Source organism: Streptomyces sp. NBC_01635 (genome assembly GCF_045209715.1).
GTDB lineage: Bacteria > Actinomycetota > Actinomycetes > Streptomycetales > Streptomycetaceae > Streptomyces > Streptomyces hirsutus.
Genome location: NZ_CP109277.1, coordinates 853,459 through 874,712, shown reverse-complemented (window position 1 = coordinate 874,712; position 21,254 = coordinate 853,459). Strand labels below are relative to the sequence as shown.

Annotated in this window: 18 protein-coding genes, 2 pseudogenes and 1 riboswitch; of the genes and pseudogenes, 9 read left to right on the top strand and 11 right to left on the bottom strand. The window is 73.5% G+C overall.

Annotated features, from left to right (window positions below):
* Positions 1 to 63: 63 nt before the first annotated feature.
* The gene (locus tag OHB56_RS04340) at positions 64 to 1,182 is read right to left on the bottom strand and encodes a cobalt-precorrin-5B (C(1))-methyltransferase (protein ID WP_406351697.1); all 1,119 of its coding nucleotides are present in this window, start codon (positions 1,180 to 1,182) and stop codon (positions 64 to 66) included.
* Positions 1,183 to 1,241: 59 nt separating this feature from the next.
* Between OHB56_RS04340 and OHB56_RS04335 the strand changes: the two genes are divergently transcribed.
* Positions 1,242 to 2,012: a cobalt-precorrin-6A reductase gene (locus tag OHB56_RS04335; RefSeq protein WP_406351695.1), complete on the top strand. Its 771-nt coding sequence runs from the start codon at positions 1,242 to 1,244 to the stop codon at positions 2,010 to 2,012.
* 13 nt (positions 2,013 to 2,025) lie between these two features.
* On the opposite strand, the gene OHB56_RS04330 is transcribed toward OHB56_RS04335, so the two are convergent.
* Genes OHB56_RS04330 through cobG form a run of 3 tightly spaced genes read right to left on the bottom strand, consistent with a single transcriptional unit; the run spans position 2,026 to position 5,491 of the window.
* The gene (locus OHB56_RS04330) at positions 2,026 to 3,522 is read right to left on the bottom strand and encodes a precorrin-2 C(20)-methyltransferase (protein WP_326756447.1); all 1,497 of its coding nucleotides are present in this window, start codon (positions 3,520 to 3,522) and stop codon (positions 2,026 to 2,028) included.
* Positions 3,519 to 4,190: a precorrin-8X methylmutase gene (locus OHB56_RS04325; RefSeq protein WP_406351693.1), complete on the bottom strand. Its 672-nt coding sequence runs from the start codon at positions 4,188 to 4,190 to the stop codon at positions 3,519 to 3,521. Before OHB56_RS04325 ends, OHB56_RS04330 begins: the two co-directional genes overlap by 4 nt.
* The gene (gene cobG / locus OHB56_RS04320) at positions 4,187 to 5,491 is read right to left on the bottom strand and encodes a precorrin-3B synthase (RefSeq protein WP_406358920.1); all 1,305 of its coding nucleotides are present in this window, start codon (positions 5,489 to 5,491) and stop codon (positions 4,187 to 4,189) included. Before cobG ends, OHB56_RS04325 begins: the two co-directional genes overlap by 4 nt.
* A 53-nt stretch (positions 5,492 to 5,544) precedes the next feature.
* Positions 5,545 to 5,694, top strand: a riboswitch (cobalamin riboswitch).
* A gap of 90 nt (positions 5,695 to 5,784) precedes the next feature.
* Here cobG and cobN point away from each other — a divergent pair.
* On the top strand, positions 5,785 to 9,411 hold the full coding sequence (gene cobN, locus OHB56_RS04315) for a cobaltochelatase subunit CobN (protein WP_406351691.1): 3,627 nt from the start codon (positions 5,785 to 5,787) through the stop codon (positions 9,409 to 9,411).
* Between the two features lie 109 nt (positions 9,412 to 9,520).
* Here cobN and OHB56_RS04310 read toward each other — a convergent pair whose 3' ends face one another.
* The 4 genes and pseudogenes from OHB56_RS04310 to narI (OHB56_RS04295) all read right to left on the bottom strand — a co-directional run.
* The gene (locus OHB56_RS04310) at positions 9,521 to 10,294 is read right to left on the bottom strand and encodes a sulfite exporter TauE/SafE family protein (RefSeq protein ID WP_406351690.1); all 774 of its coding nucleotides are present in this window, start codon (positions 10,292 to 10,294) and stop codon (positions 9,521 to 9,523) included.
* Between the two features lie 134 nt (positions 10,295 to 10,428).
* Positions 10,429 to 11,232, bottom strand: coding sequence for a polyphosphate kinase 2 (gene ppk2, locus OHB56_RS04305; RefSeq protein WP_326756452.1), 804 nt, complete (start codon positions 11,230 to 11,232; stop codon positions 10,429 to 10,431).
* 138 nt (positions 11,233 to 11,370) lie between these two features.
* Entirely contained in the window at positions 11,371 to 12,015 is a 645-nt protein-coding gene (locus tag OHB56_RS04300; RefSeq protein ID WP_406351688.1) for a vitamin K epoxide reductase family protein, read from the bottom strand.
* Positions 12,012 to 12,665, bottom strand: a pseudogene (gene narI, locus OHB56_RS04295) (respiratory nitrate reductase subunit gamma); the annotation flags it as partial. The pseudogene narI (OHB56_RS04295) and the gene OHB56_RS04300, both read right to left, overlap by 4 nt.
* Here narI (OHB56_RS04295) and narI (OHB56_RS04290) point away from each other — a divergent pair.
* The 6 genes and pseudogenes from narI (OHB56_RS04290) to OHB56_RS04265 all read left to right on the top strand — a co-directional run.
* Positions 12,644 to 13,273, top strand: a pseudogene (narI, locus tag OHB56_RS04290) (respiratory nitrate reductase subunit gamma); the annotation flags it as partial. The pseudogenes narI (OHB56_RS04295) and narI (OHB56_RS04290) overlap by 22 nt on opposite strands.
* Positions 13,274 to 13,390: 117 nt before the next feature.
* Entirely contained in the window at positions 13,391 to 14,050 is a 660-nt protein-coding gene (locus tag OHB56_RS04285) for a DUF6629 family protein (RefSeq protein WP_406351686.1), read from the top strand.
* A gap of 119 nt (positions 14,051 to 14,169) precedes the next feature.
* Positions 14,170 to 14,898, top strand: coding sequence for a hypothetical protein (locus OHB56_RS04280; RefSeq protein WP_406351684.1), 729 nt, complete (start codon positions 14,170 to 14,172; stop codon positions 14,896 to 14,898).
* A 299-nt stretch (positions 14,899 to 15,197) separates the two neighbouring features.
* Positions 15,198 to 15,782, top strand: coding sequence for a sigma-70 family RNA polymerase sigma factor (locus OHB56_RS04275; protein WP_406351682.1), 585 nt, complete (start codon positions 15,198 to 15,200; stop codon positions 15,780 to 15,782).
* A gap of 123 nt (positions 15,783 to 15,905) precedes the next feature.
* Positions 15,906 to 16,649 (top strand): transcriptional regulator, encoded by a 744-nt coding sequence (locus tag OHB56_RS04270; RefSeq protein ID WP_406351680.1) that lies wholly within the window; start codon positions 15,906 to 15,908, stop codon positions 16,647 to 16,649.
* On the top strand, positions 16,646 to 17,623 hold the full coding sequence (locus tag OHB56_RS04265; RefSeq protein WP_406351678.1) for a threonine/serine dehydratase: 978 nt from the start codon (positions 16,646 to 16,648) through the stop codon (positions 17,621 to 17,623). Before OHB56_RS04270 ends, OHB56_RS04265 begins: the two co-directional genes overlap by 4 nt.
* Here OHB56_RS04265 and OHB56_RS04260 read toward each other — a convergent pair.
* A complete protein-coding gene (locus tag OHB56_RS04260; RefSeq protein WP_406351676.1) occupies positions 17,620 to 18,030 on the bottom strand; it encodes an SRPBCC family protein in 411 nt (136 codons plus the stop codon). The two genes, OHB56_RS04265 and OHB56_RS04260, sit on opposite strands and share 4 nt — an antisense overlap.
* A 227-nt stretch (positions 18,031 to 18,257) precedes the next feature.
* On the opposite strand from OHB56_RS04260, the gene OHB56_RS04255 reads away from it, so the two are divergent.
* On the top strand, positions 18,258 to 18,635 hold the full coding sequence (locus OHB56_RS04255) for a cupin domain-containing protein (RefSeq protein ID WP_326756460.1): 378 nt from the start codon (positions 18,258 to 18,260) through the stop codon (positions 18,633 to 18,635).
* Between the two features lie 374 nt (positions 18,636 to 19,009).
* Here OHB56_RS04255 and OHB56_RS04250 read toward each other — a convergent pair whose 3' ends face one another.
* Together OHB56_RS04250 and OHB56_RS04245 are read right to left on the bottom strand one after the other, a co-directional pair.
* The gene (locus OHB56_RS04250) at positions 19,010 to 20,374 is read right to left on the bottom strand and encodes a vWA domain-containing protein (RefSeq protein WP_406351674.1); all 1,365 of its coding nucleotides are present in this window, start codon (positions 20,372 to 20,374) and stop codon (positions 19,010 to 19,012) included.
* Complete coding sequence (locus OHB56_RS04245) at positions 20,371 to 21,228, bottom strand: MoxR family ATPase (protein WP_326756462.1); 858 nt, start codon at positions 21,226 to 21,228, stop codon at positions 20,371 to 20,373. The genes OHB56_RS04250 and OHB56_RS04245 overlap by 4 nt, the downstream gene beginning before the upstream one ends.
* Positions 21,229 to 21,254: the final 26 nt, after the last annotated feature.

The window sequence follows — 21,254 nt, the reverse complement described above, 5'->3', positions numbered from 1 at the left end:
CGGGCCCTCCCGGTCGCAGCGGATCCGGCCCGTCGGCTCGGCCGGCGGCCGGACCCGCCTTTCTCAGGCCACGGAACTGCGGCCCACCACCGTTCCCGCCCGGTCGACGCAGATCACGTCGACCGCGACCGGCGCCCCGCGCAGCACGGCCAGCGCCTCGTCGCGGGCCGCCGTCGCGACCAGGTCGCCCAGCGGCACCCCGGCCGCCTGGCAGAGCTGGAGTGCGGCGAGGCCGGTGTTGGCGTCCGCCACCTCGGTGCCGAGGGCCTCGTCCGCGCCGCCGCGCCGGGCCAGCCGGGCGAGGAACCCCTTGTCGACCTGGGAGCGGGCGGAATGCAGGTCGAGGTGGCCGGCGGCGAGCTTGGAGAGTTTGGCGAAGCCTCCGCAGACGGTGAGACGGTCCACCGGATGGCGTCGGACGTACTTCAGCACGGCACCCGCGAAGTCGCCCATGTCCAGCAGAGCGTCCTCGGGCAGGCCGTACTCGGCGACGACGGTCCTCTCCGAGGTGGAGCCGGTGCACCCGGCCACGTGCGTGCGCCCCGCCGCCCGCGCCACGTCCACACCCCGGCGGATCGAGTCGATCCACGCCGAACACGAGTAGGGGACCACGATCCCGGTGGTACCGAGGATGGACAGCCCGCCGAGGATGCCGAGCCGCGGGTTCCAGGTGGAGCGGGCGATCTCCTCGCCGTCGTCGACGGAGACGGTGATCTCGACGTCGCCGCTGCCGCCGTACCGCCCGGCGACGCGGGCGACGTGGTCGCGCATCATCTGCCGGGGCACCGGGTTGACGGCCGGTTCGCCGACGGGCAGCGGCAGGCCGGGACGGGTGACCGTGCCCACCCCGGGCCCCGCCCGGAACACGACCCCCGCCCCGGCGGGAAGCCGCCGCACCGTCGCCCGGACCAGCGCCCCGTGCGTGACGTCCGGGTCGTCGCCGGCGTCCTTGACGATCCCCGCCATGGCGTAAGAGTCCGTCAGTTCCTCGACGGCCAGCGCGAACGACGGCGTCTGCCCCTTCGGCAGCGCGATCGTCACCGGGTCGGGAAAATCGCCGGTGAGCAGCGCGGTGTACGCGGCGGTCGTGGCCGCGGTCGCGCAGGCGCCGGTGGTCCAGCCGGGCCGCAGACCCGTGTGCTTGAGTTGGGCGCTGCGGCCGCCCTCGACCTTGCTGCTCATGCGTCGCTGCTCATGTCTCGCTCGGGGGAAGGGAACCGAATGAAGGGAACGGAACTGCCGTGCACGTGCTGATCCTCGGCGGCACCACCGAGGCCCGCCGCCTCGCCGAACTGCTGGCGGCCGAACCCCTGCCGTCGCTGCGCGTGACGAACTCCCTGGCGGGACGGGTGGCCGCACCCCGCACACCGCCCGGCGAGGTGCGCGTCGGCGGCTTCGGAGGGGCCGACGGGCTCGCCGCATGGCTGCGCGGGCACGGGGTGGACCTGCTCATCGACGCGACCCACCCTTTCGCCGGCACGATCAGCTTCAACGCGGCACGGGCCGCCGCCGCCACCCGTGTTCCCCTGCTCGCGCTGCGACGTCCCGGCTGGCTGCCGGTCGAGGGGGACAGCTGGCACGAGGCCGGTTCCCTGACCGAGGCCGCGGGGCTGCTGCCCGCGCTCGGCCGGCGGGTCTTCCTCACCACTGGCCGGACGGGCCTGGCCGCCTTCGCCCCCCTGGACGACCTGTGGTTCCTCGTACGGTCCGTGGACGCGCCCGAGGCGCCGCATCCGCCCCGCATGGAGGTGCTGCTCGACCGCGGACCGTTCACCCTCGACGGGGAGCGCGAACTGCTGCGTCGGCACCGGATCGACGTCGTGGTCACCAAGGACAGCGGGGGAGCGGCCACCGCACCGAAACTGACGGCCGCCCGTGAGGCGGGGGTGCCCGTGGTCGTGGTGCGCAGGCCGCCGGCGCCCGGGGGAGTGAGCGTCGTGGCCGAGCCCCGGCAGGCGGTCCAGCGGGTCCGGGAGGCATACGCGCGGTGTGCGCACCCCGACGCCGGCTGAACCGCCGCGGCCCTCACGCCTCCGGATAGCGGCGGGGCGTCCAGACGACCTCCTCGCCGTCCCCCCGCCGCACGACCCGGGTCTGCGAGGAACCGACCAGCAGGACCGTGCGCATGTCGACCTCGGCCGGGTCCAGGTCCGCCAGCCGGACGATCCGCACCTGCTCGCCGGCGCCGCCCACGTCCCGCGCCACGACGACGGGCGTGTCCGGCGCCCGGTGCTCCAGCAGCAGGTCGCGGGCCTTGCCGACCTGCCAGGTCCGGCTGCGCGACCCGGGGTTGTACAGGGCCAGTACCAGATCGGCGGCGGCGGCGGCGCGCAGCCGCTCGGCGATGACCTCCCACGGCTTGAGACGGTCGGACAGGGAGACGGTGGCGTAGTCGTGGCCGAGCGGGGCGCCCGCACGGGCGGCGGCCGCGTTGGCCGCGGTCACGCCGGGCAGCACCCGCACCGGCACGTCCGTGTACTCCTGGGCCGAGGCGGCCTCGAGCACGGCCGTGGCCATGGCGAAGACGCCGGGGTCGCCGCCGGACACGACGGCCACCCTGCTTCCCTGCAGGGCGAGTCGCAGCGCGAACTCGGCGCGCTCGGCCTCGACCCGGTTGTCCGAGCCGTGGCGGCGCTGACCGGCCCGTACGGGCACACGGTCCAGGTAGGTGGTGTAGCCGACCAGGTCGTCGGCGGCGGCGAGGGCGCCGCGCGACTCGGGCGTCAGCCACAGCGGCCCGGCCGGCCCGGTGCCGACCACGACGACCTCACCGACGGAGCCCGGCTTCCGGGCGGCGGGCCCGGCGTCGACCTGGCTCGGCAGCACGGCCACCGAGAAGTACGGCACGGACTCGGCCTCCACGTCGGCGAGTTCGGCAAGGCGTTCCCCGGCCATGGTGGCCCGCTCGACGTACCGGGCCGCCTCGAGCCGCCCGGCACGCTCCATCGCCCGGCGCACCTTGGGGAAGGTGCGCCCCAGCTTCATCACCACGGCCGCGTCCGTCGCGGCGAGCCGGGCGGTCAGCTCCTCCTCGGGCAGCGTGCCCGGCAGGATGGTCAGCACCTCCTCGCCCTCGGCGAGCGGGGTGCCCAGGCGGGCCGCGGCGGCGGAGACCGACGTGACACCGGGGATCACCTCGGTGTCGTAGCGGTGCGCGAGCCGCTTGTGCATGTGCATGTAGGAGCCGTAGAAGAGCGGGTCGCCCTCGGCGAGGACGGCGACCGTCCGGTCCGCGTCCAGGTGGGCGGCGAGCCGGGCCGACGCCTCGGCGTAGAAGTCGTCCATGGCGCCCTGGTAGCCGCCGGGGTGGTCGGTGGTCTCGGTGGTGACGGGGTAGACCAGCGGTTCCTCGACGTGGTCGGCCCGTATGTGCTTCGCCGCGATGGAGCGGGCGATGGACCGGCCGTGGCGGGCACTGTGGTAGGCGATCACGTCCGCCCCGGCGATGGCCTCGACGGCCCGTACGGTCATCAGGGACGGGTCGCCGGGACCAAGCCCGACCCCGTACAGCTTGCCGCTCATTCTTCCTCGCTCGCAATCGCGTTGAGAGCGGCGGCGGCGATGGCGCTGCCTCCGCGACGGCCTCGGACGACCAGGTGTTCCAGGCCCGAGGGGTGGGCGGCCAGGGCGTCCTTGGACTCGGCCGCGCCGATGAAGCCGACGGGCACGCCGATGACGGCGGCCGGCCTCGGCGCCCCCTCCTCGATCATCTCCAGGAGGCGGAAGAGCGCGGTGGGCGCGTTGCCGACGGCGACCACGGCGCCCTCCAGACGGTCGCGCCACAACTCCAGCGCGGCGGCGCTGCGCGTGGTACTGAGCTTCGCCGCCAGCTCCGGCACGGCCGGGTCGGAGAGGGTGCACAGCACGTCGTTGCCGGCGGGCAGCCGCTTGCGGGTCACGCCGCTGGCCACCATCTGCACGTCGCAGAGGATCGGAGCCCCGCCGCGCAGGGCCTCGCGTGCGCGGGCCACCACACCGGGGGTGTGACCGATGTCGCGGACGAGGTCGACCATGCCGCAGGCGTGGATCATCCGGACCGCGACCTGGCTGACGTCGGCGGGCAGAGCCGCGAGGTCCGCCTCCGCGCGGATGGTGGCGAAGGACTGGCGGTAGATGGCCGCGCCGTCCTTCTCGTAGTCGTAGGTGGTCACGGTGTTCTTCTCGCTGCTCTCGGTCGTCGTACGGCTCATGAGGTGAGTGCCGCCAGGGCGGCGGCGAGGTGGGAGGGATCGTCCAGGGCGGCGGTGCGCGCCGGCCGCCCCTGGGCGGCCACGTCGATCCGGTAGCCGCCCTCCGGGGCGGCGACCACGTCGATCCGGTCGCCCCGGGGGTGGCCGCAGCGCCGCTCGCAGCCGGACCAGTACAACGGAAGGGGGGAGCGGCCCGCGTCGGCGAGGGCGTCGGCCGCGTCCGCCCGCACGTCGGAACGCGACCTGCCGCACCCCGGCCGGCCGATGCAGGCACCGACGCGCAGCCAGGGGGAGGAGGCGTCGGTGACCAGGCCGGTGCCGGCGAGACGGGCCAGTGCGTCGGCCGCTGCCGCCGCGTTCGCCCCGGGGGCGGGGACGACAATGCCGCGCCACGGTGTCAGGCGCAGTTCGCCCGACCGGACTTCGGCGGCCACCCGGGTCACGGTCCGCCATTGACGGGACGTGAGACGTCCCAGGGGGACATGGACGGACAGAGCCGACCCGATCACCCCCGGAGGCGGACCCTCCGTTGTGGTGCGGTCGTTCGGCGCCGGAACGCAGCCGATGCCGGCGGCGGTCAGGCGGGAGCCGACCGCCTGCGTCAACTCACCCGGGGAGAGGTCCAGTTCGTCGACCCGCCAGACCCGTGCCCCGGTCTCCCGCAGCACGTCGAGGAACACCTCGGCGGCGAGCAGCGCGGCACGGGCCGCCTCGTCCTCGGACACCCGCAGGGCCTCGTCCGCCGAGCCGACGGTGAGCAGTGCGCCGTCGTCGACCGCACGCACGGTCACATCGGCGCCGAGTCCGGCGACATCGCCGCGCCCGTCGTCGAGCGCGAACAGGAACCGCCCGGACAGCGCCCGCGCCGCCCCGCTCGCGCACAGCGATTCGTCCAGGGCCGACAACCACGGCCGCACATCCCGGACACCCCGTCCGTCGAGGCCGGACAGCGGTGAGGCGACGATGTTGCGTGTCCGTTCGTGCCCGGGTGAGGGGAGGAGTCCGGCCGCGTCCAGTACCCCGGCGAGCCGGGCGCCGCAGTCGTCGCGCAGCCCACGCACCTGCACATTGCCGCGCGAGGTCAGATGCAGTTCGCCGTCGCCCAGTCGACCGGCCGCGTCCACGAGCGCCTCGGCCTGCGCCACGGTGAGCACCCCGCCGGGCACCCGGACCCGGGCCAGCGCCCCGTCGTCCGCGGTGTGCAGCCGCAACGACCCCGGACAGGCGTCACCACGGTCCCGTGAGACCACTGTGGCCTGGGACGACGGAGGGAGGGGAGCCGTGGACATGGCGGCGAGCATACCGACCGTCACACGGCGTCCGAGCCCTGCCCTCTTCCCCCGACCCTTACTATGATTCTCGGCGGATCATCAGATCCGCCATCGCCACGACGGCGACAGGGGAGGAAGCCCGGTGCGAATCCGGCGCGGTCCCGCCACTGTGAGTCCGGCCACCAGGAGGCCGGACGAGTCAGGAACTCCCTTCCCCAAGCTCTCGGCTCCTCCCCCAGCTACCGCTGGGAGGTGCCCCCAGAGCAGGAGAGACCCCAACCTCACCACCCGGGGCGCGGACCCCGAGGAAGGCCGGCCGACGCATGCCGCATTCGTCCGGGGAGCACTCGACGCACCCCCGCATCCTGCTCCTGTCGACGTCCGACACGGACCTGCTCAGCGCCCGAGCGGCCGACGGCCCGGTGCCCTACCGCTTCGCCAACCCCTCCCGCCTCCCGCTCGACGACCTGCCCGCGCTCCTCGAGGGTGTCGGCCTGGTCGTCGTACGTCTCCTCGGCGGACTGCGCGCCTGGGAGGAAGGCCTCGACCTGCTGCTCGCCGACGGCCGTCCGGTCGTCGTCCTCACCGGTGAACAGGCCCCCGACGCCCAGCTGATGGCCGCCTCCACGGTTCCCGTCGGCATCGCCGCGGAGGCGCACGCCTATCTCGCCCACGGCGGACCCGCCAACCTTGAGCAGCTCGCCCGCTTCCTGTCCGACACGGTCCTGCTCACCGGCCACGGCTTCGAGGCGCCCGCGCCCGCGCCCACCTGGGGCCCGCTGGAGCGCACACCCCGCGAGGACACCGACGGCCCGACCGTCGCCGTGCTCTACTACCGCGCCCATCACATGAGCGGCAACACCGCCTTCGTCCACGCCCTGTGCGACGCCGTGGAGAACGCGGGCGGGCGGCCCCTGCCGCTGTACGTGGCCTCCCTGCGCGCCCCCGAACCCGAACTGATCGAGGAACTGCGCGCGGCGGACGTCATCGTCACGACCGTCCTCGCGGCCGGCGGCACCAAGCCCGCCGAGGCGTCCGCCGGCGGCGACGACGAGTCCTGGGACGCGGGCGCACTCACCACCCTGGACGTGCCGATCCTCCAGGCCCTGTGCCTGACCGGCTCCCGCACCGTCTGGGAGGAGAACGACGAGGGCGTCTCCCCGCTGGACGCCGCCAGTCAGATCGCCGTGCCCGAGTTCGACGGCCGCCTGATCACCGTGCCGTTCTCCTTCAAGGAGATCGACGCCGACGGCCTCCCGGCCTACGTCGCCGACCCCGAGCGCGCCGCCCGCGTGGCCGGCATCGCCGTGCGCCACGCCCGCCTGCGGCACATCCCGGCCGCGGACAAGCGCCTGGCCCTGGTCCTGTCCGCCTACCCGACCAAGCACTCCCGCATCGGCAACGCGGTCGGCCTGGACACCCCCGCCAGCGCGGTGGCCCTGCTGCGCCGGCTGCGGGACGAGGGATACGACTTCGGCGACACCGACGTCCCGGGATTGGCCTCCGGGGACGGCGACGAACTGATCCGCGCGCTGATCGAGGCGGGCGGCCACGACCAGGACTGGCTCACCGAGGAACAGCTCGCCCGCAACCCGGTGCGCATCCCGGCCGCCGACTACAAGCGCTGGTACGCCACCCTCCCCGGACAACTGCGCACGGCCGTCGAGGAGCACTGGGGCCCGGCGCCGGGCGAGATGTTCCTCGACCGCAGCCGCAACCCGGAGGGCGACATCGTCCTCGCCGCCCTGCGCCGCGGCAACCTGCTGATCCTCATCCAGCCCCCGCGCGGCTTCGGCGAGAACCCCATCGCCATCTACCACGACCCCGACCTGCCGCCCTCCCACCACTACCTCGCCGCCTACCGCTGGATCGCCGCGCGGGCCGAGGACGGAGGCTTCGGCGCGGACGCCATGATCCACCTCGGCAAGCACGGCAACCTGGAGTGGCTGCCGGGCAAGAACGCCGGCCTGTCCGCCGCCTGCGGCCCCGACGCCGCCCTCGGCGACCTCCCCCTCGTCTACCCCTTCCTGGTCAACGACCCGGGCGAGGGCACCCAGGCCAAGCGCCGGGTCCACGCCACCCTCGTCGACCACCTCGTCCCCCCGATGGCCCGCGCCGACTCCTACGGCGACATCGCGCGCCTGGAACAACTCCTCGACGAGTACGCCCAGATCGCCGCCATGGACCCGGCCAAGCTCCCGGCGATCCGCGCCCAGATCTGGACCCTGATCCAGGCCGCCAAGCTGGACCACGACCTCGGCCTGGACGACCGCCCCGACGACGACGGCTTCGACGACATGATCCTGCACGTCGACGGCTGGCTGTGCGAGGTCAAGGACGCCCAGATCCGCGACGGCCTGCACGTCCTCGGTACCCCGCCCGCCGGCGCCGACCGGGTCAACCTCGTCCTGGCGATCCTGCGCGCCCGCCAGATCTGGGGCGGCGTCACCGCCCTGCCCGGCCTGCGCGAGGCCCTCGGTCTCGACGAGTCCGCCGCCACCCGCACCACGGCCGACGCGGCGGAGGAGCAGGCCCGCGCCCTGGTCCAGGCGATGGAGGACGCCGACTGGGACCCGGCCGCCGTGCCCACCGAGCACGGCGAACAGGTCGCCGCCGTCCTGGAGTTCGCCGCCCGCGAGGTCGTCCCGCGGCTCGCGGCCACCACTGCCGAGATCGACCACACGGTCCACGCCCTGAACGGCGGGTTCGTCCCCGCGGGCCCGTCCGGCTCCCCGCTGCGCGGTCTGGTCAACGTCCTGCCGACCGGCCGCAACTTCTACTCGGTCGACCCCAAGGCCATCCCCTCCCGCCTCGCCTGGGAGACCGGCCAGGCCCTCGCGGACTCCCTCCTGGAGCGCTACCGCACGGACAACGGCGACTGGCCCACCTCGGTCGGGCTCTCCCTGTGGGGCACCAGCGCCATGCGCACCGCCGGGGACGACGTCGCCGAGGCCCTCGCCCTGCTGGGCATCCGCCCCGTCTGGGACGACGCCTCCCGCCGTGTCACGGGCCTGGAGGCCATCCCGTACGACGAGCTGGGCCGCCCCCGCATCGACGTCACCCTGCGCATCTCGGGCTTCTTCCGCGACGCGTTCCCGCACACCGTCGGCCTGCTGGACGACGCCGTGCGTCTGGCGGCGTCCCTGGACGAGCCCGCCGAGGCCAACCACGTCCGCGCCCACGTCCAGGCCGACCTCGCCGAACACGGCGACGAACGCCGGGCCACCACCCGCATCTTCGGCTCCCGTCCGGGCACCTACGGCGCCGGCCTGCTCCAGCTCATCGACTCCCGCGACTGGCGCACCGACGCCGACCTCGCCGAGGTCTACACCGTCTGGGGCGGATACGCCTACGGCCGCGAACTGGACGGCCGCCCGGCCCGCGACGAGATGGAGACGGCGTACAAGCGGATCGCGGTGGCCGCCAAGAACACCGACACCCGCGAGCACGACATCGCCGACTCGGACGACTACTTCCAGTATCACGGAGGCATGGTCGCCGCCGTCCGCGCCCTGCGCGGCACCGCGCCCGAGGCGTACATCGGCGACTCCACCCGCCCCGAGACGGTCCGCACCCGAACCCTGGTGGAGGAGACCTCGCGCGTCTTCCGCGCCCGGGTGGTCAACCCGAAGTGGATCGAGGCGATGCGCCGCCACGGTTACAAGGGCGCCTTCGAGCTCGCCGCCACCGTGGACTACCTGTTCGGCTACGACGCCACCACGGGGGTCATCGCCGACTGGATGTACGACAAGCTCACCGAGACCTACGTCCTGGACCCGGCCAACCGCGAGTTCCTGCAGCAGGCCAACCCCTGGGCTCTGCACGGCATCGCGGAGCGGCTGCTGGAGGCCGAGTCGCGCGGCATGTGGGAGAAGCCCGACCCGGCGGTTCTCGACGCGCTGCGGAAGGTGTACCTGGAGACGGAGGGCGACCTGGAGGGCGAGGACTGAGGCACGGCGCGGGCGACATGCCGAGGCCGACGCCCCTGTGACGGAAGGGTGTCGGCCTCGGCCCCGTGCCGCGGTGACCCGTGACCGGTGGCATCCGGCTCCCGCCGGTTCAGCGCAGGAGCAGTTGGACGATGGCGAACGTGCCGACGACGACGATGAAGGTCCGCAGGACGGGCGGGGGAAGCCGGCGTCCGACCTTCGCGCCGACCTGGCCGCCGATCGCCGAGCCCACGGCGATGAGCAGCACGGCGGTCCAGTCGAAGTCGGCGACGAACAGGAAGAACAGGGCCGCGATGCTGTTCACGACGGCGGCGAGGACGTTCTTGACGGCGTTCAGGCGCTGGAGGGTGTCCTCGAGCAGGATGCCCATCAGGGAGAGGTAGATGATCCCCTGGGCCGCCGTGAAGTAGCCGCCGTAGACGCTGGCGAGCAGGAGGCCGCCGAAGAGGGCGGGGCCGCCGTCGGTCTTGGTGACCGTGCCCGTGCGCGCACGGCGGCGCTGGACGCGGGCGGAGATACGGGGCTGGAGCACGACGAGGACCAGCGCGAGCGCGACCAGCACGGGGACGATCGTCTCGAAGGCGGTCTCGGGGAGCGCGAGCAGCAGCATCGCCCCGGTGAGTCCGCCGACCGCCGCGGCCACGCCGAGCCGCAGGACCAGACGGCGCTGGCCCTTGAGCTCCGCCCGGTAGCCTATGGCGCCGCTGACCGAGCCGGGGATCAGCCCGAGAGCGTTGGACACGGTGGCGGTCACCGGGGGCAGCCCGGTGGCGAGCAGGACGGGAAACGTGATCAGCGTGCCCGAGCCGACGATGGTGTTGATGGTGCCGGCGCCGATTCCGGCGGCGAAGACCGCCAGTGCCTCCCAGATGGACAAGGCCATCTCCTTCGGTTCGGTGAGTCGCCTCCCCGCCGTGAAGGTCGAGGGGCCACCACCGATCATGCAGGAAGGGCGTGCGTGCCAGAGCGGCCGGGGGGCCTCACCCGGCTACCCCCGCCGGCCACCCGGACACCGGGTCAGAGGGTGGCCGCGTGATCGGGGACGTAGGTCTGCAGGTCGCGGGGCGGACGCTGGTAGCCGGTGGACGGCGGGCGCTCCGGCAGTTCGATGACCGGCGGCTCCACCTGCGGGTAGGGCACCGTGCTCAGCAGATGGGCGATCATGTTCAGTCGCGCGCGGCGCTTGTCGTCGCTCTCCACGACGTACCACGGCGCCTCGGGGATGTCGGTGTGCACCAGCATCGAGTCCTTGGCCCGGGAGTACACCTCCCAGCGGGTGATCGACTCGAGGTCCATCGGCGACAGCTTCCAGCGGCGCAGCGGATCCTCCCGTCGCTTGCGGAACCGTGCCTCCTGCTCGGTGTCGCTCACCGAGAACCAGTACTTGCGCAGCAGGATCCCGTCCTCCACCAGCATCCGCTCGAAGATCGGGCACTGGTGCAGGAAACGCTGGTACTCCTCCTTCGTGCAGAACCCCATGACCCGCTCCACGCCGGCGCGGTTGTACCAGGACCGGTCGAACAGCACGATCTCACCGGCGGCCGGCAGATGCTCGACGTACCGCTGGAAGTACCACTGGGTGCGCTGGCGCTCGGTCGGCTTGGGCAGGGCCGCGATCCGTGCCACGCGCGGGTTGAGGTGCTCGGTGACCCGTTTGATGGTGCCGCCCTTGCCCGCGGCGTCCCGGCCCTCGAAGACGACGACCAGCCGGGCCCCCTCCGTCCGCACCCACTCCTGGAGCTTCACCAGCTCCGTCTGCAGACGCAGCAGCTCGCTCTCGTACGCCTCACGGGGCAGCTTCGCCGCCTTCTTGCCGGCCATGTCGCCGCCTCCACCGCCCGGTGACCCGTGCCGTCCTCGGGCGGGTCACTCCGTTCAAGGTCACACACCAGGAAGCCACCGTACTGACCGGCGAGGATCCGCGCATCCGGCCCGGTGACGCTCCGGGGGAACCGAGGGCTACGGCAAGGTGCTCCAGTACGACCAGAAGCGGGTGAGGACGAGCACGGCGAGCAGGGCGTACCAGGCGCCGAGCAGCATCCCGTGCGTGTCCCGGACGACCTCCCGCACCAGCCGGGGCGCCGGGACGAGGCCCCGGTCCAGGCAGTGCACGGCGACGTACCAGAACAGGGCGGTGGTGACGACCCGGACCACGGCGCAGTAGGAGCAGAGCTTGTTCAGCTCGTAGAGGGACTGCACGATCAGCCAGTGGACGAAGACCACCCTGGCCAGCGCCCCGGCGCCCAGCGTGAGCCACAGTCCCCCGGTGAAAGCGGCGACGCCCAGGGCGGCCACGGCGGCGAACGCGCCCAGTCCGAGGAGCATGTCGGGGAAGCCGAACAGGCTGCCCTGCGGGCTGGACATGACGCTGCCGCAGCTCACCACGGGGCTGAGGTCGCACGGCGGCCGGTAGGCGGGGTTCCGGAGCAGCCGCCGGTCGTCCACGGTGAGCCGGAAGGAGGCGAGCCGGCCGGCGAGCCCGGTGAGCAGCAGCACCAGGCCGGTCCGCCGGCCGGCGCCCACGGTGTGCGGACGCCGGACGCCGGACGCCGGACGCCGGACGGCGGCGGGTGCCGGCGCGGAGGAGGGAGGCTGGCCGCTCACGGCCGTACGGCGGGCCGGGAGCCGGACGTGCCGGAGGGGCGCGAGGTGGCCTGCGACGCTGCCGTCGGCGCATTCCCGCGCCGGTAGACCAGATACGGCCGGACGAGGTACCCGACCGGCGCGCTCCACACGTGGACGAGGCGGGTGAACGGCCAGGCCGCGAAGAGCAGGCAGGCGGTCAGGGCGTGCAGCTGGAACAGCAGCGGGGCGTCGGTGATCGCCTCCGGCTTCGGGGTGAGGCCGAACAGGCCCCGGAACCAGACCGAGACGGTGGACCGGTAGTCGTAACCGGCGCCGAAGACGTTGTGCGCGGCGGTGGCGGTGATGCCCAGCAGGACGGTGGCGGACAGCAGCGGGAAGAGCAGCTTGTCGCTGCGGTCGGTGCCGAGCCGGATACGCCGGCTCAGCAGCCGCCGGGCGCACAGCATGCCGAGCCCCGCCACCATGGCGACGCCGGCCACCGAGCCCGCCCAGACGGCCACGGTGTGGTACACGTGCCCGTCGACGCCGACGGCCTCGGTCCATGAGGCCGGCACGGCGAGCCCCACCACATGCCCGGCGATCACCATGAAAGCGCCCAGGTGGAACAACGGGCTGCCCCAGCGCAGCCGGCGGTGCTCGAGGAGCTGGCTGGTGCGCGAGGTCCAGCCAGCTCTACGAGCGGCGGCTGCTGCGCATCGGCAGCCCGCTGTTCCACTTCGGCATCCTGGTCGTGCTGCTCGGTCACATCGGCGGCCTGCTCATCCCCAAGAGCTGGACCGAGGCCATCGGAGTGAGCGAGCACATGTACCACGTCGGCGCGGTCGTGCTCGGCACCATCGCCGGCGTCGCCACCCTCGGCGGGATCGCCATCCTGATCTACCGGCGGCGCACCGTCGGACCGGTCTTCTCCGCCACCACCCGCAACGACAAGGCCATGTACGTCTCCCTCACCGCGACCATCGTGCTCGGCCTCGCCGCCACGGTGGCCGCGAACATCGCCGGCGGCGGCTACGACTACCGCGAGACCATCTCCCCCTGGTTCCGCTCCCTCTTCTCCCTCCAGCCCGATCCGGCCCTGATGACCGGTGCCCCGGTGCTGTTCCAGCTGCACGTCCTCAGCGCCCTGCTGCTCTTCGCCGCCTGGCCCTTCACCCGTCTCGTCCACATGCTCACCGCCCCCCTCGGCTACCTCACCCGCCCGTACATCGTCTACCGCAGCCGTGACACCGCCCTCGGCACCCGCACGCCCCGCCGGGGCTGGGAGCGCACCGGGTAGGCGGTGTGGGGACGGACGGGTGCGGGGACGGGGGAGCGCGCCGCCGTGTCGCTGCTGTCCGGTCGCACCGGTTTCGCGAGGATGGGGCTTTCCTGCGGGTGACCCGAGGGCGGAGCGATGTGCTGGAGTGCGGAGGCCGACCTCGTGGCGGGCGCCGGGATCGCGGCGGTCGGGACGGCCTGTGCGGCCCGCGCGCTGCGGACGGGCCGCACCGGTGACCTTCCGCTCGCCGCGCTGCCGCTGCTGCTCGGCGTGCACCAGATGATCGAGGCGGCGGTCTGGGCCTCGGACGGAGGGACGGGCCCGGCCGTGCTGCTGTGGGCGGTCGTCGCCCTGCCGCTGTTGGCGCTCTGGGTGCCGGTGGGCGTGCTGTGCGCCGCGCCGAAGGACGCGCGACGGGACGCGCTGCGCAGGCTGATGCTGCCCCTCGTCGCCGGGGCCGTGACGGCGGCGGTCCTCGGACGCGTCCTCACCACGCGTCCCGTGCGGGCGGAGATCCGCGGCCGCACCATCGGTTACGTCGTGGACCTGTCGTACGCCCCGCTGCTGGTCGCGGGCTACCTGGTGGCCACCGCCGGGCCCCTGCTGCTCTCCGGCGACCGCGGCCTGCGGGCCCTCGGTGTTCTGGCCGGTGCGGGCGCGCTCGTCTGCTGGACCCTGTGGCGGCTGGAGTTCGTCTCGACCTGGTGCGCGTTCGCCGCCGTGTGCTCGCTGGTCCTGTTCGGGTGGGTGCGGGGGCGTGGGCGGCGGGCGGGGTCGACTGCCCCGGCCGGGTGACGGCCCCGGCCGACAGGGTGGCGTGATGCGCATCACGTCGCCTCGATTGAGTCGGGCACCAGGACAATGTCCGTACCCTCACGTGACGCTCGAGATCCGGATGCGAGGATGAGGCCGCCATGACCAGTGGGTGGTGTTCTCGCACGGTACGGGCCGCGGTGTTCGCGGCTGTCTGTGTGCTGCTCGCCGCCCTCGGCCACGTCCTGATGTCGGAGACCGCGGTGCCCGGGTGGGCCCTGGCGGCAGGGGCGGCGGCGACCGGTGTCACCGCCTGGCTCCTGGCCGGCCGGGAGCGCGGGCCGTGGCTGGTCGGTGCCGTCGCGGTGGCCGCCCAGGCCGCCCTGCACGCCTTGTTCGCCTTCGCCCAGGCACTGGTCCACCCGGACCCCGCGGGTGGAGGTTCGTTGCTCGAGCGCGGGCTGGGCAACCTGCTGATGCGTCGGCACGCCGCGCCCCACCACTTCCCGGGTGACGGCACGGGGCACGGCATGGGCGGCGGGACGGCGGACGGCCCGCATTCCGCGTACTCCGCCCCTGCCGACCACGCCGTGCACTCCATGGCCGCGGACGGCATGTCGTCGGCCGGGATGCTCGCCGCCCACCTGCTGGCCGCGCTGGTGTGCGCCCTCTGGCTCGCGCGGGGCGAACGTGCCGCGTTCCGCGTCCTGCGGGCCTTCGCCGGCGGACTGTTCGCGCCGCTGCGTGGACTGCTGCTGCGATTGCCCGCACCGCCGGACCGCCCACGCGTCCGCGCGCGCCGCGCCGGCCGGGACCGGGTGCCGCGCCGGCTCCTCCTTACTTACACGATCACCACTCGGGGTCCGCCCGCCGGGGTCGCTGTCGTCTGACGACAGCCGGTTCCCCCGAAGCCTTCCGGAACCCGACGCACCGACGGATCGACACCACGGTCGAGCCGTCGGCCGTCGGTGTTCCCGCTTCGGGCACCGGCCGCGCGCTTCCGTGCCCGGCCGCCACCCAACCCCTCACCGGCACCGTCGTGCCGCACGCGTCGGGCCGTCGGGCCGGTCGCGCCCGCGGTGTCCCACGGACACGGCCGCGCCGTACCGCTGCCCGCGTACGCCGACGGCGCGACGCGCCGACGCGGATTCGGCCGCCGGTGCCGGAACTCCCGGAAGGACAGTCGCAGGTGAGCACTGTTGCCCTGCTCCCCCCACGGAAACAGCCGAAAGAGGAGTCGATCACCGCCTGGGCGCTCGCCGCCCGCGGCGGAGACACCGAGGCCGTGGAGCATTTCGTACGTGCTCTGCACCCGGACGTCCGCCGCTACGTGACGTTCCTCGGCGCCGACCCGCAGAGCGCCGACGACCTGGCTCAGGACACGTTCCTGCGGGCCCTGAGCAGCCTGCACCGGTTCGAGGGCCGCTCGTCGGCCCGTACCTGGCTGCTGGCGATCGCCCGCCGAGCCGTGATCGACGGCATCCGTCACAGCTCCGTCCGTCCCCGCCTGTCGGACGCGGCGGACTGGGAGGCGGTCGTCGAACGCAACCAGCCGCGTGATCTGCCGGGCTTCGACGACGGCGTCGTCCTCGCGGAACTGCTGGACGCGCTCCCCGACGACCGGCGGGAGGCGTTCGTCCTCACGCAGATGCTCGGTCTCCCTTACGCGGAGGCCGCCCTCGTCACCGGCTGCCCGATCGGCACGGTGCGCTCGCGGGTCGCCCGCGCCCGCGTCTCACTGGTGCAGTGGCTGGGTGAGGCCGACGACGGGTGACGGCCGGAGCCGGGCACCGTACCGCCGCCCGGCCGGGTGAAGGTCGGGCGGCGGTCTGGACTGTTGGTCCAGAGGTTGGACGTATAGTCTAAGAAGGTTGAGTCGGCCGAGGAGGAACCGCCCATGCCCGCTGCCCGGATCACGCACGGCGACCGTGCCCTGGAGGCCGAACGGGACGCGATCCTGGCGGCCTTGGCGCCCGTGACCGAAGGGATCGCGGCGACCTTCGGGCCCGTGTGCGAGGTGGTGCTGCACGACTACCGGCACCCGGAGGGGTCGGTGGCCGCCGTGGCCGGATCGGTGACCGGGCGGACGGTGGGCGGGGCGATGAGCGAGATCGGCATGCGGATGCTCGCCCGGGGCGACCGGGCGGCCGACGAGCTCAACTACCTCACCCGGACCGGCGACGGGACCATGGTGAAGTCCTCCACCATGGTCCTGCGGGACTCCACGGGCGCGGTCTTCGGAGCCCTGTGCGTCAACGTCGACGTCACCGCGGTCGGTCAGGCGCACACCCTGCTCGGAGCGCTCGCCGGGATCGGCGCCGCCCCGGCCCAACCGCCGACGACCACCTTCGGCGACGACATCGATTCCGTGGTCGAGGCCATCGTCGACGCCCACCGGCTGCGGCAGCACCGCAGTTGGGCGGAGCTCGACCGGGCGGAGCGCGTACGGCTGTTCCGCGACCTCGATGCCCGCGGCGTCTTCGCCGTGCGCCGCGCGGTGGAACAGGTCGCTTCCCGGCTCGGCATCTCCCGGGCCTCCGCCTACCACTACCTCTCCCGGGCCAGAGCAACGGCCGATGCACCCACCGATCCCACGGACGCAGCCGACACGACCACGACTCCCCCCGGAGGCACCGCGTGACGACCACCACCCCGCCGGTCACCCTCGACGACGTCCGTGCCGCCGCCGAACGGCTCGCCGGTGTCGCCCATCGCACCCCCGTGCTGCGCTCCCGCACTCTGGACGCGCTGGTCGGCGCCGAGGTCCACCTGAAGTGCGAGAACTTCCAGCGCGTGGGCGCCTTCAAGTTCCGGGGAGCCTACAACGCGGCCTCCCGGCTCACCCCCGAGCAGTTGTCCCTAGGCATCGCCGCCTACTCCTCCGGCAACCACGCCCAGGCCGTCGCCCTGGCCGCGCGGGAACTCGGTACCACGGCCGTCATCGTCATGCCCGAGGACGCCCCGCCGTCGAAGCGGGCGGCCACCGAGGCGTACGGCGCGGAGATCGTCACGTACGACCGGTACACCGGCGATCGGGTCGCCGTCGCGGAAGCCCTGGTCGCAGAGCGCGGCCTGGCGCTCATCCCGCCCTACGAGCATCCGCACGTCATCGCGGGACAGGGCACGGCGGCTCTCGAACTCATCGAAGAGGCCGGAGAGTTGGATGTGCTCATCGCACCGGTCGGCGGCGGCGGGCTGATCGCCGGAAGCGCCACCGCGGTCAAGGGCCTGCACCCCGGGACGCGGGTGACCGGCGTCGAGCCCGAGGCGGGCGACGACACCAAGCGGTCCCTGGAGGCGGGCCACCGCGTGAGCGTCCCGGTCCCGCGCACCATCGCCGACGGCCAGGCACTGCACACCCCGGGCGAACTGACCTTCTCCGTCAACCAGCGGCTCCTGGACGGGATCGTCCTGGTCGGCGACGACGAGATCAGGGACGCCATGCGGTTCGCCTTCGAGCGGCTGAAGATCGTCCTCGAGCCGAGCGGCGCCACTCCCTTGGCGGCGCTCCTCACCGGACGCGCCGGCCGTCTCCCGAACAAGGTCGGACTGATCCTCTCCGGCGGCAACATCGACGCGGCGCGCTTCGCCCTCCTCTGCGGCCCCCGTACCTAGGAGGACTCCATCAACTCCTTGAGCCGTGCCAGGTCGGCGGCGACGGTGCGGGCATCACGCTCGAACGCGGCGTCGCTCGTCCCCGGCTGCCGGCGGAGGGTGAACACCACCTCGCTCCCCGAACCGTCGACGAGCACCCGGACCGGGTTGTGGACGGTCTCCCCCGAAGGCAGCGTGACGTCGTGGTCGAGTACACCCCATTCATTGCGGGGTGCGAAGGCGACCACCACCCGGCCCATGGGGGAGGACTTCGCGACCCATCGGTCATCGATTCTCTCGAGGGAGCCTCCCAGGCCATGGGCCCATGCGGGCAGGTTGGCCGGTTGTGACGCATAGGCGTAGACATCGGCGACGGTGCGGTCGATGCGGATGCCGATGTGGCGCGATTCCCCGCTGGTGCTCTTCATCGCAGCGACGGTAGCGGGACACCGTCTCCCTCCGCTTGAACGAATCGGACACGTATGACCCGCCGGGCGGCCCTGGGACGTACCGGTACCGGCCCCGTCACTCGAATGGCGTACCCATCTTGACGGACGGACGATGGAGTGGTGGGCCGAGGCCCCCGCCGGCGCCGCGCGGACGGACGGAGACCGGCCCCGGCCGCGCAGAGCGACGGCCGGAAGGGAGCAGGGACATGCTGGAGATCAAGGCACTGGACAAGCCGGACGAGCGGCGGGACTTTCCCGGGGGCCACCTCGAGGCCGTCCACATGACCGGGCTGGACTTCGCCGTGGCCGTCTTCGAGCCCGGATGGCGCTGGTCCGAGTCCGTCGGACCGATCGCCGGAACGCCGAGCTGCCGGATCCACCACAACGGTTACGTCCTCCAGGGCCGCTTGCGCATCCGCATGGACGACGGCGCCGAGAGCGAGGTCGGCCCCGGCGACGTCTTCGTCTGCACACCCGGCCACGACGCCTGGGTCGTCGGCGAGCAACAGGCCGTGGTGTACGACTTCGCGGGCGCCATGGCGCAGAGCTACGCGAAGGCCGCCGACCGGCCCTCCGACGACTAGAGCGCGCCGGGCAGGGCACGCAGGGGGGAGGGCGGCATGGCGAAGGTGATCGAGGGGACCGAGGCCGATCGGGCGTCGAAGGCCAAGCACCGGGCGGTGTGGGCCCAGGGGGATTACCCCTCCGCGGCCGCCGAGCTCATCCCGGAGCTGGGCAGGGAACTGGTCGAGGCGGCCGGCGTGGGGCCCGGGGACCGGGTGCTCAATGTGGCGGCGGGAACCGGCAACGCGGCGATTCCGGCGGCACTGGCCTGGCCGGACCCGCCCGCCGCCACGACCGGGGAACCGGGGAGGGCCACCTGGTCATGGACTGGGAGTACCTGCTGTACACCGCGCACTGCTCGCCCGCCTGAACCCGAGGCGTGCGGCCGCGGACGTCATACCGGCAGCAGCCGTCCGATCAGGTCGCTCAACTGGCGTACGGTACGGCACTCGTGCATGTCGACCAGCCCGGCGTACCCGAGGGCCGCCGAGTCGCCGGTGCCCCAACGGGAGCGCGGCTCGGGATTCAACCAGTGGACGCGGCGGGCACGCCGGCCCAGCTCGCCGAGGGCCGGGAGGTTCGGGTCGCCCATGTTGGTGCGGGCGTCGCCGAGGACGAACACGGTGGTCCGTGAGCCCACGGCCCCGGCGTACCGTTCGGTGAACTCGCCCAGGGCGGCGCCGTAGTCGCTGCTGCCGTGCCAGCCGGTGACCGCGGCCTCCCCGCGGATGCGGGCGCCGAGGCCGTCCGGGTCGGCGGCACCGTGCACCAGCAGCCCGGTCACCTCGTCGATCCGGTTGACGAAGGCGAACACCCGCACCTTGCCGAACTGGTCGTGCAGCGCCTGCACCAGCAGCATCGTGAAGTCGGAGAACCCGGAAACCGACCCCGACACATCGCACAGCAGCACCAGTTCGGGCCGCGCGGGCCGACGCCGACGCAGCACGGGACGCATCGGCACCCCGCCCGTCGACAGGGAACCGCGCAGGGTGCGCCGCAGGTCGATGCTGCCGCGGGCGGCCCTGCGGCGGCGGGCGGCCAGCCGGGTCGCCAGCTTGCGGGCCAGTGGCCGCACCGTCCGGCGCAGCTCGGCCAGCCGGTCCTTCCCGGCGAACAGGAAGTCGACGCGGTCGGCCGTCGGGGCCACCGCACGCCGGGCGATCTCGTCCCGGTCCCGCCGTTCGGCGACCCGGCGCCGCGCCTCCGCGGCCACCATCCGGCGGAACTCCTCGATGCGGCGCCGGATCTCGTCCTCCAGCAGCCGGTCGCCGAACCCCGCCGCGCCGTCCCGGGCCCGTACCTCGTCCCGGACCCGCGCGAGCAGTGTCTGCGGGCGCAGCCGGTCCAGCGTCTGGTACGACGACCAGCCGTCCGACGCCGGTGAACTCCCGTATCCGCCGAAGCCGTCGACCGCCTCCATCGCCAACCGGGCCATCAGCGCCGTGTCATCGGCGGCGAGCGCCGCCGCCAGCCGCTCGCGCAGAGCCGCACGGTCCGCGGGGTCCGTGCGGCCTTCGGGCGTGCCGACCCGGCGGGGGAAGTACAGGTCGAAGACCGCGTCGAACACCGGGCGTTGACCCGTGGTGTGCAGCAGGGTCGCGGCCAGGCCCTCACGGAGCGACTCCCGGTCCGCGAGACCCAGTTCCCGGGTCGCCCGGGCCGCGTCCACGCTCTCACCGGTGCCGATGCGCACACCGTGCGCGCGGAGCGCGTCGACGAGGCCGGTCAGCCGGGCGGTGAGGTCCGCGGTGGCGTTCACACGGCGTCCAGGTCGAGCTTGGCCTCGGCCTTCAGGATGTCGTCCTGGTGCTTGAGGATCACACCCAGGCTGTCCCGTACGACTGCCTCGTCCAGCGTGCCGGCGCCGAGCGCCAGCAGGGTGCGGGCCCAGTCGACGGTCTCGGCCACCGACGGCGCCTTGCGCAGGTCCATCGCGCGCAGCGCCCCGACCACCCGCACCACCGACTCGGCCAGCGCCGCGTCGATCCCCGGCACCTTCAGCCGGACGATCCGCCGTTCCAGCTCCGCGTCGGGGAAGCCGATGTGCAGGAACAGGCAGCGGCGGCGCAGCGCTTCGGACAGTTCACGAGTCGCGTTCGAGGTGAGGACGACGAAGGGGCGGCGGCTCGCGGTGACCGTGCCGAGTTCGGGAACGGTCACCTGGAAGTCGCTGAGCACCTCCAGCAGCAGCCCCTCGACCTCGACGTCCGCCTTGTCGGTCTCGTCGATCAGCAGCACCTTGGGATCGTCCCCGCGGATGGCCGTCAGCAGCGGACGCGGCAGCAGGAACTCCTCGCTGAAAATGTCCGTACGCGCCTCGTCCCACGTCTCGTCCCGGCCGGCGCTGATGCGCAGCAGCTGCTTGGCGTGGTTCCACTCGTACAGGGCCCGGGACTCGTCGACGCCCTCGTAGCACTGCAGACGCACCAGCCGGGCCCCGGCGACCTGGGCCACCGCCTTGGCCAGCTCCGTCTTGCCGACCCCGGCGGGGCCCTCCACCAGCAGCGGTTTCCCGAGCCGGTCGGCGAGGAAGACGGTCGTGGCCACCGCGGGCGACGCCAGATAGCCCGCCCCGGCGAGTCGCGCCAAGACGTCGTCGACGGAAGTGAACACCTAGGCCTCCAGCTCGGGGCGGCATG

Coding starts and splice junctions, on each gene's coding strand:
- OHB56_RS04340 (WP_406351697.1), bottom strand. CDS start 1,182: ATGAGCAGCAAGGTCGAGGGCGGCCGCAGCGCCCAACTCAAGCACACG.
- cobG (WP_406358920.1), bottom strand. CDS start 5,491: ATGCTCGCCGCCATGTCCACGGCTCCCCTCCCTCCGTCGTCCCAGGCC.
- cobN (WP_406351691.1), top strand. CDS start 5,785: ATGCCGCATTCGTCCGGGGAGCACTCGACGCACCCCCGCATCCTGCTC.
- OHB56_RS04255 (WP_326756460.1), top strand. CDS start 18,258: ATGCTGGAGATCAAGGCACTGGACAAGCCGGACGAGCGGCGGGACTTT.
- OHB56_RS04310 (WP_406351690.1), bottom strand. CDS start 10,294: ATGGCCTTGTCCATCTGGGAGGCACTGGCGGTCTTCGCCGCCGGAATC.
- ppk2 (WP_326756452.1), bottom strand. CDS start 11,232: ATGGCCGGCAAGAAGGCGGCGAAGCTGCCCCGTGAGGCGTACGAGAGC.
- OHB56_RS04260 (WP_406351676.1), bottom strand. CDS start 18,030: ATGAAGAGCACCAGCGGGGAATCGCGCCACATCGGCATCCGCATCGAC.
- OHB56_RS04270 (WP_406351680.1), top strand. CDS start 15,906: ATGCCCGCTGCCCGGATCACGCACGGCGACCGTGCCCTGGAGGCCGAA.
- OHB56_RS04330 (WP_326756447.1), bottom strand. CDS start 3,522: ATGAGCGGCAAGCTGTACGGGGTCGGGCTTGGTCCCGGCGACCCGTCC.
- OHB56_RS04280 (WP_406351684.1), top strand. CDS start 14,170: ATGACCAGTGGGTGGTGTTCTCGCACGGTACGGGCCGCGGTGTTCGCG.
- OHB56_RS04325 (WP_406351693.1), bottom strand. CDS start 4,190: ATGAGCCGTACGACGACCGAGAGCAGCGAGAAGAACACCGTGACCACC.
- OHB56_RS04285 (WP_406351686.1), top strand. CDS start 13,391: ATGTGCTGGAGTGCGGAGGCCGACCTCGTGGCGGGCGCCGGGATCGCG.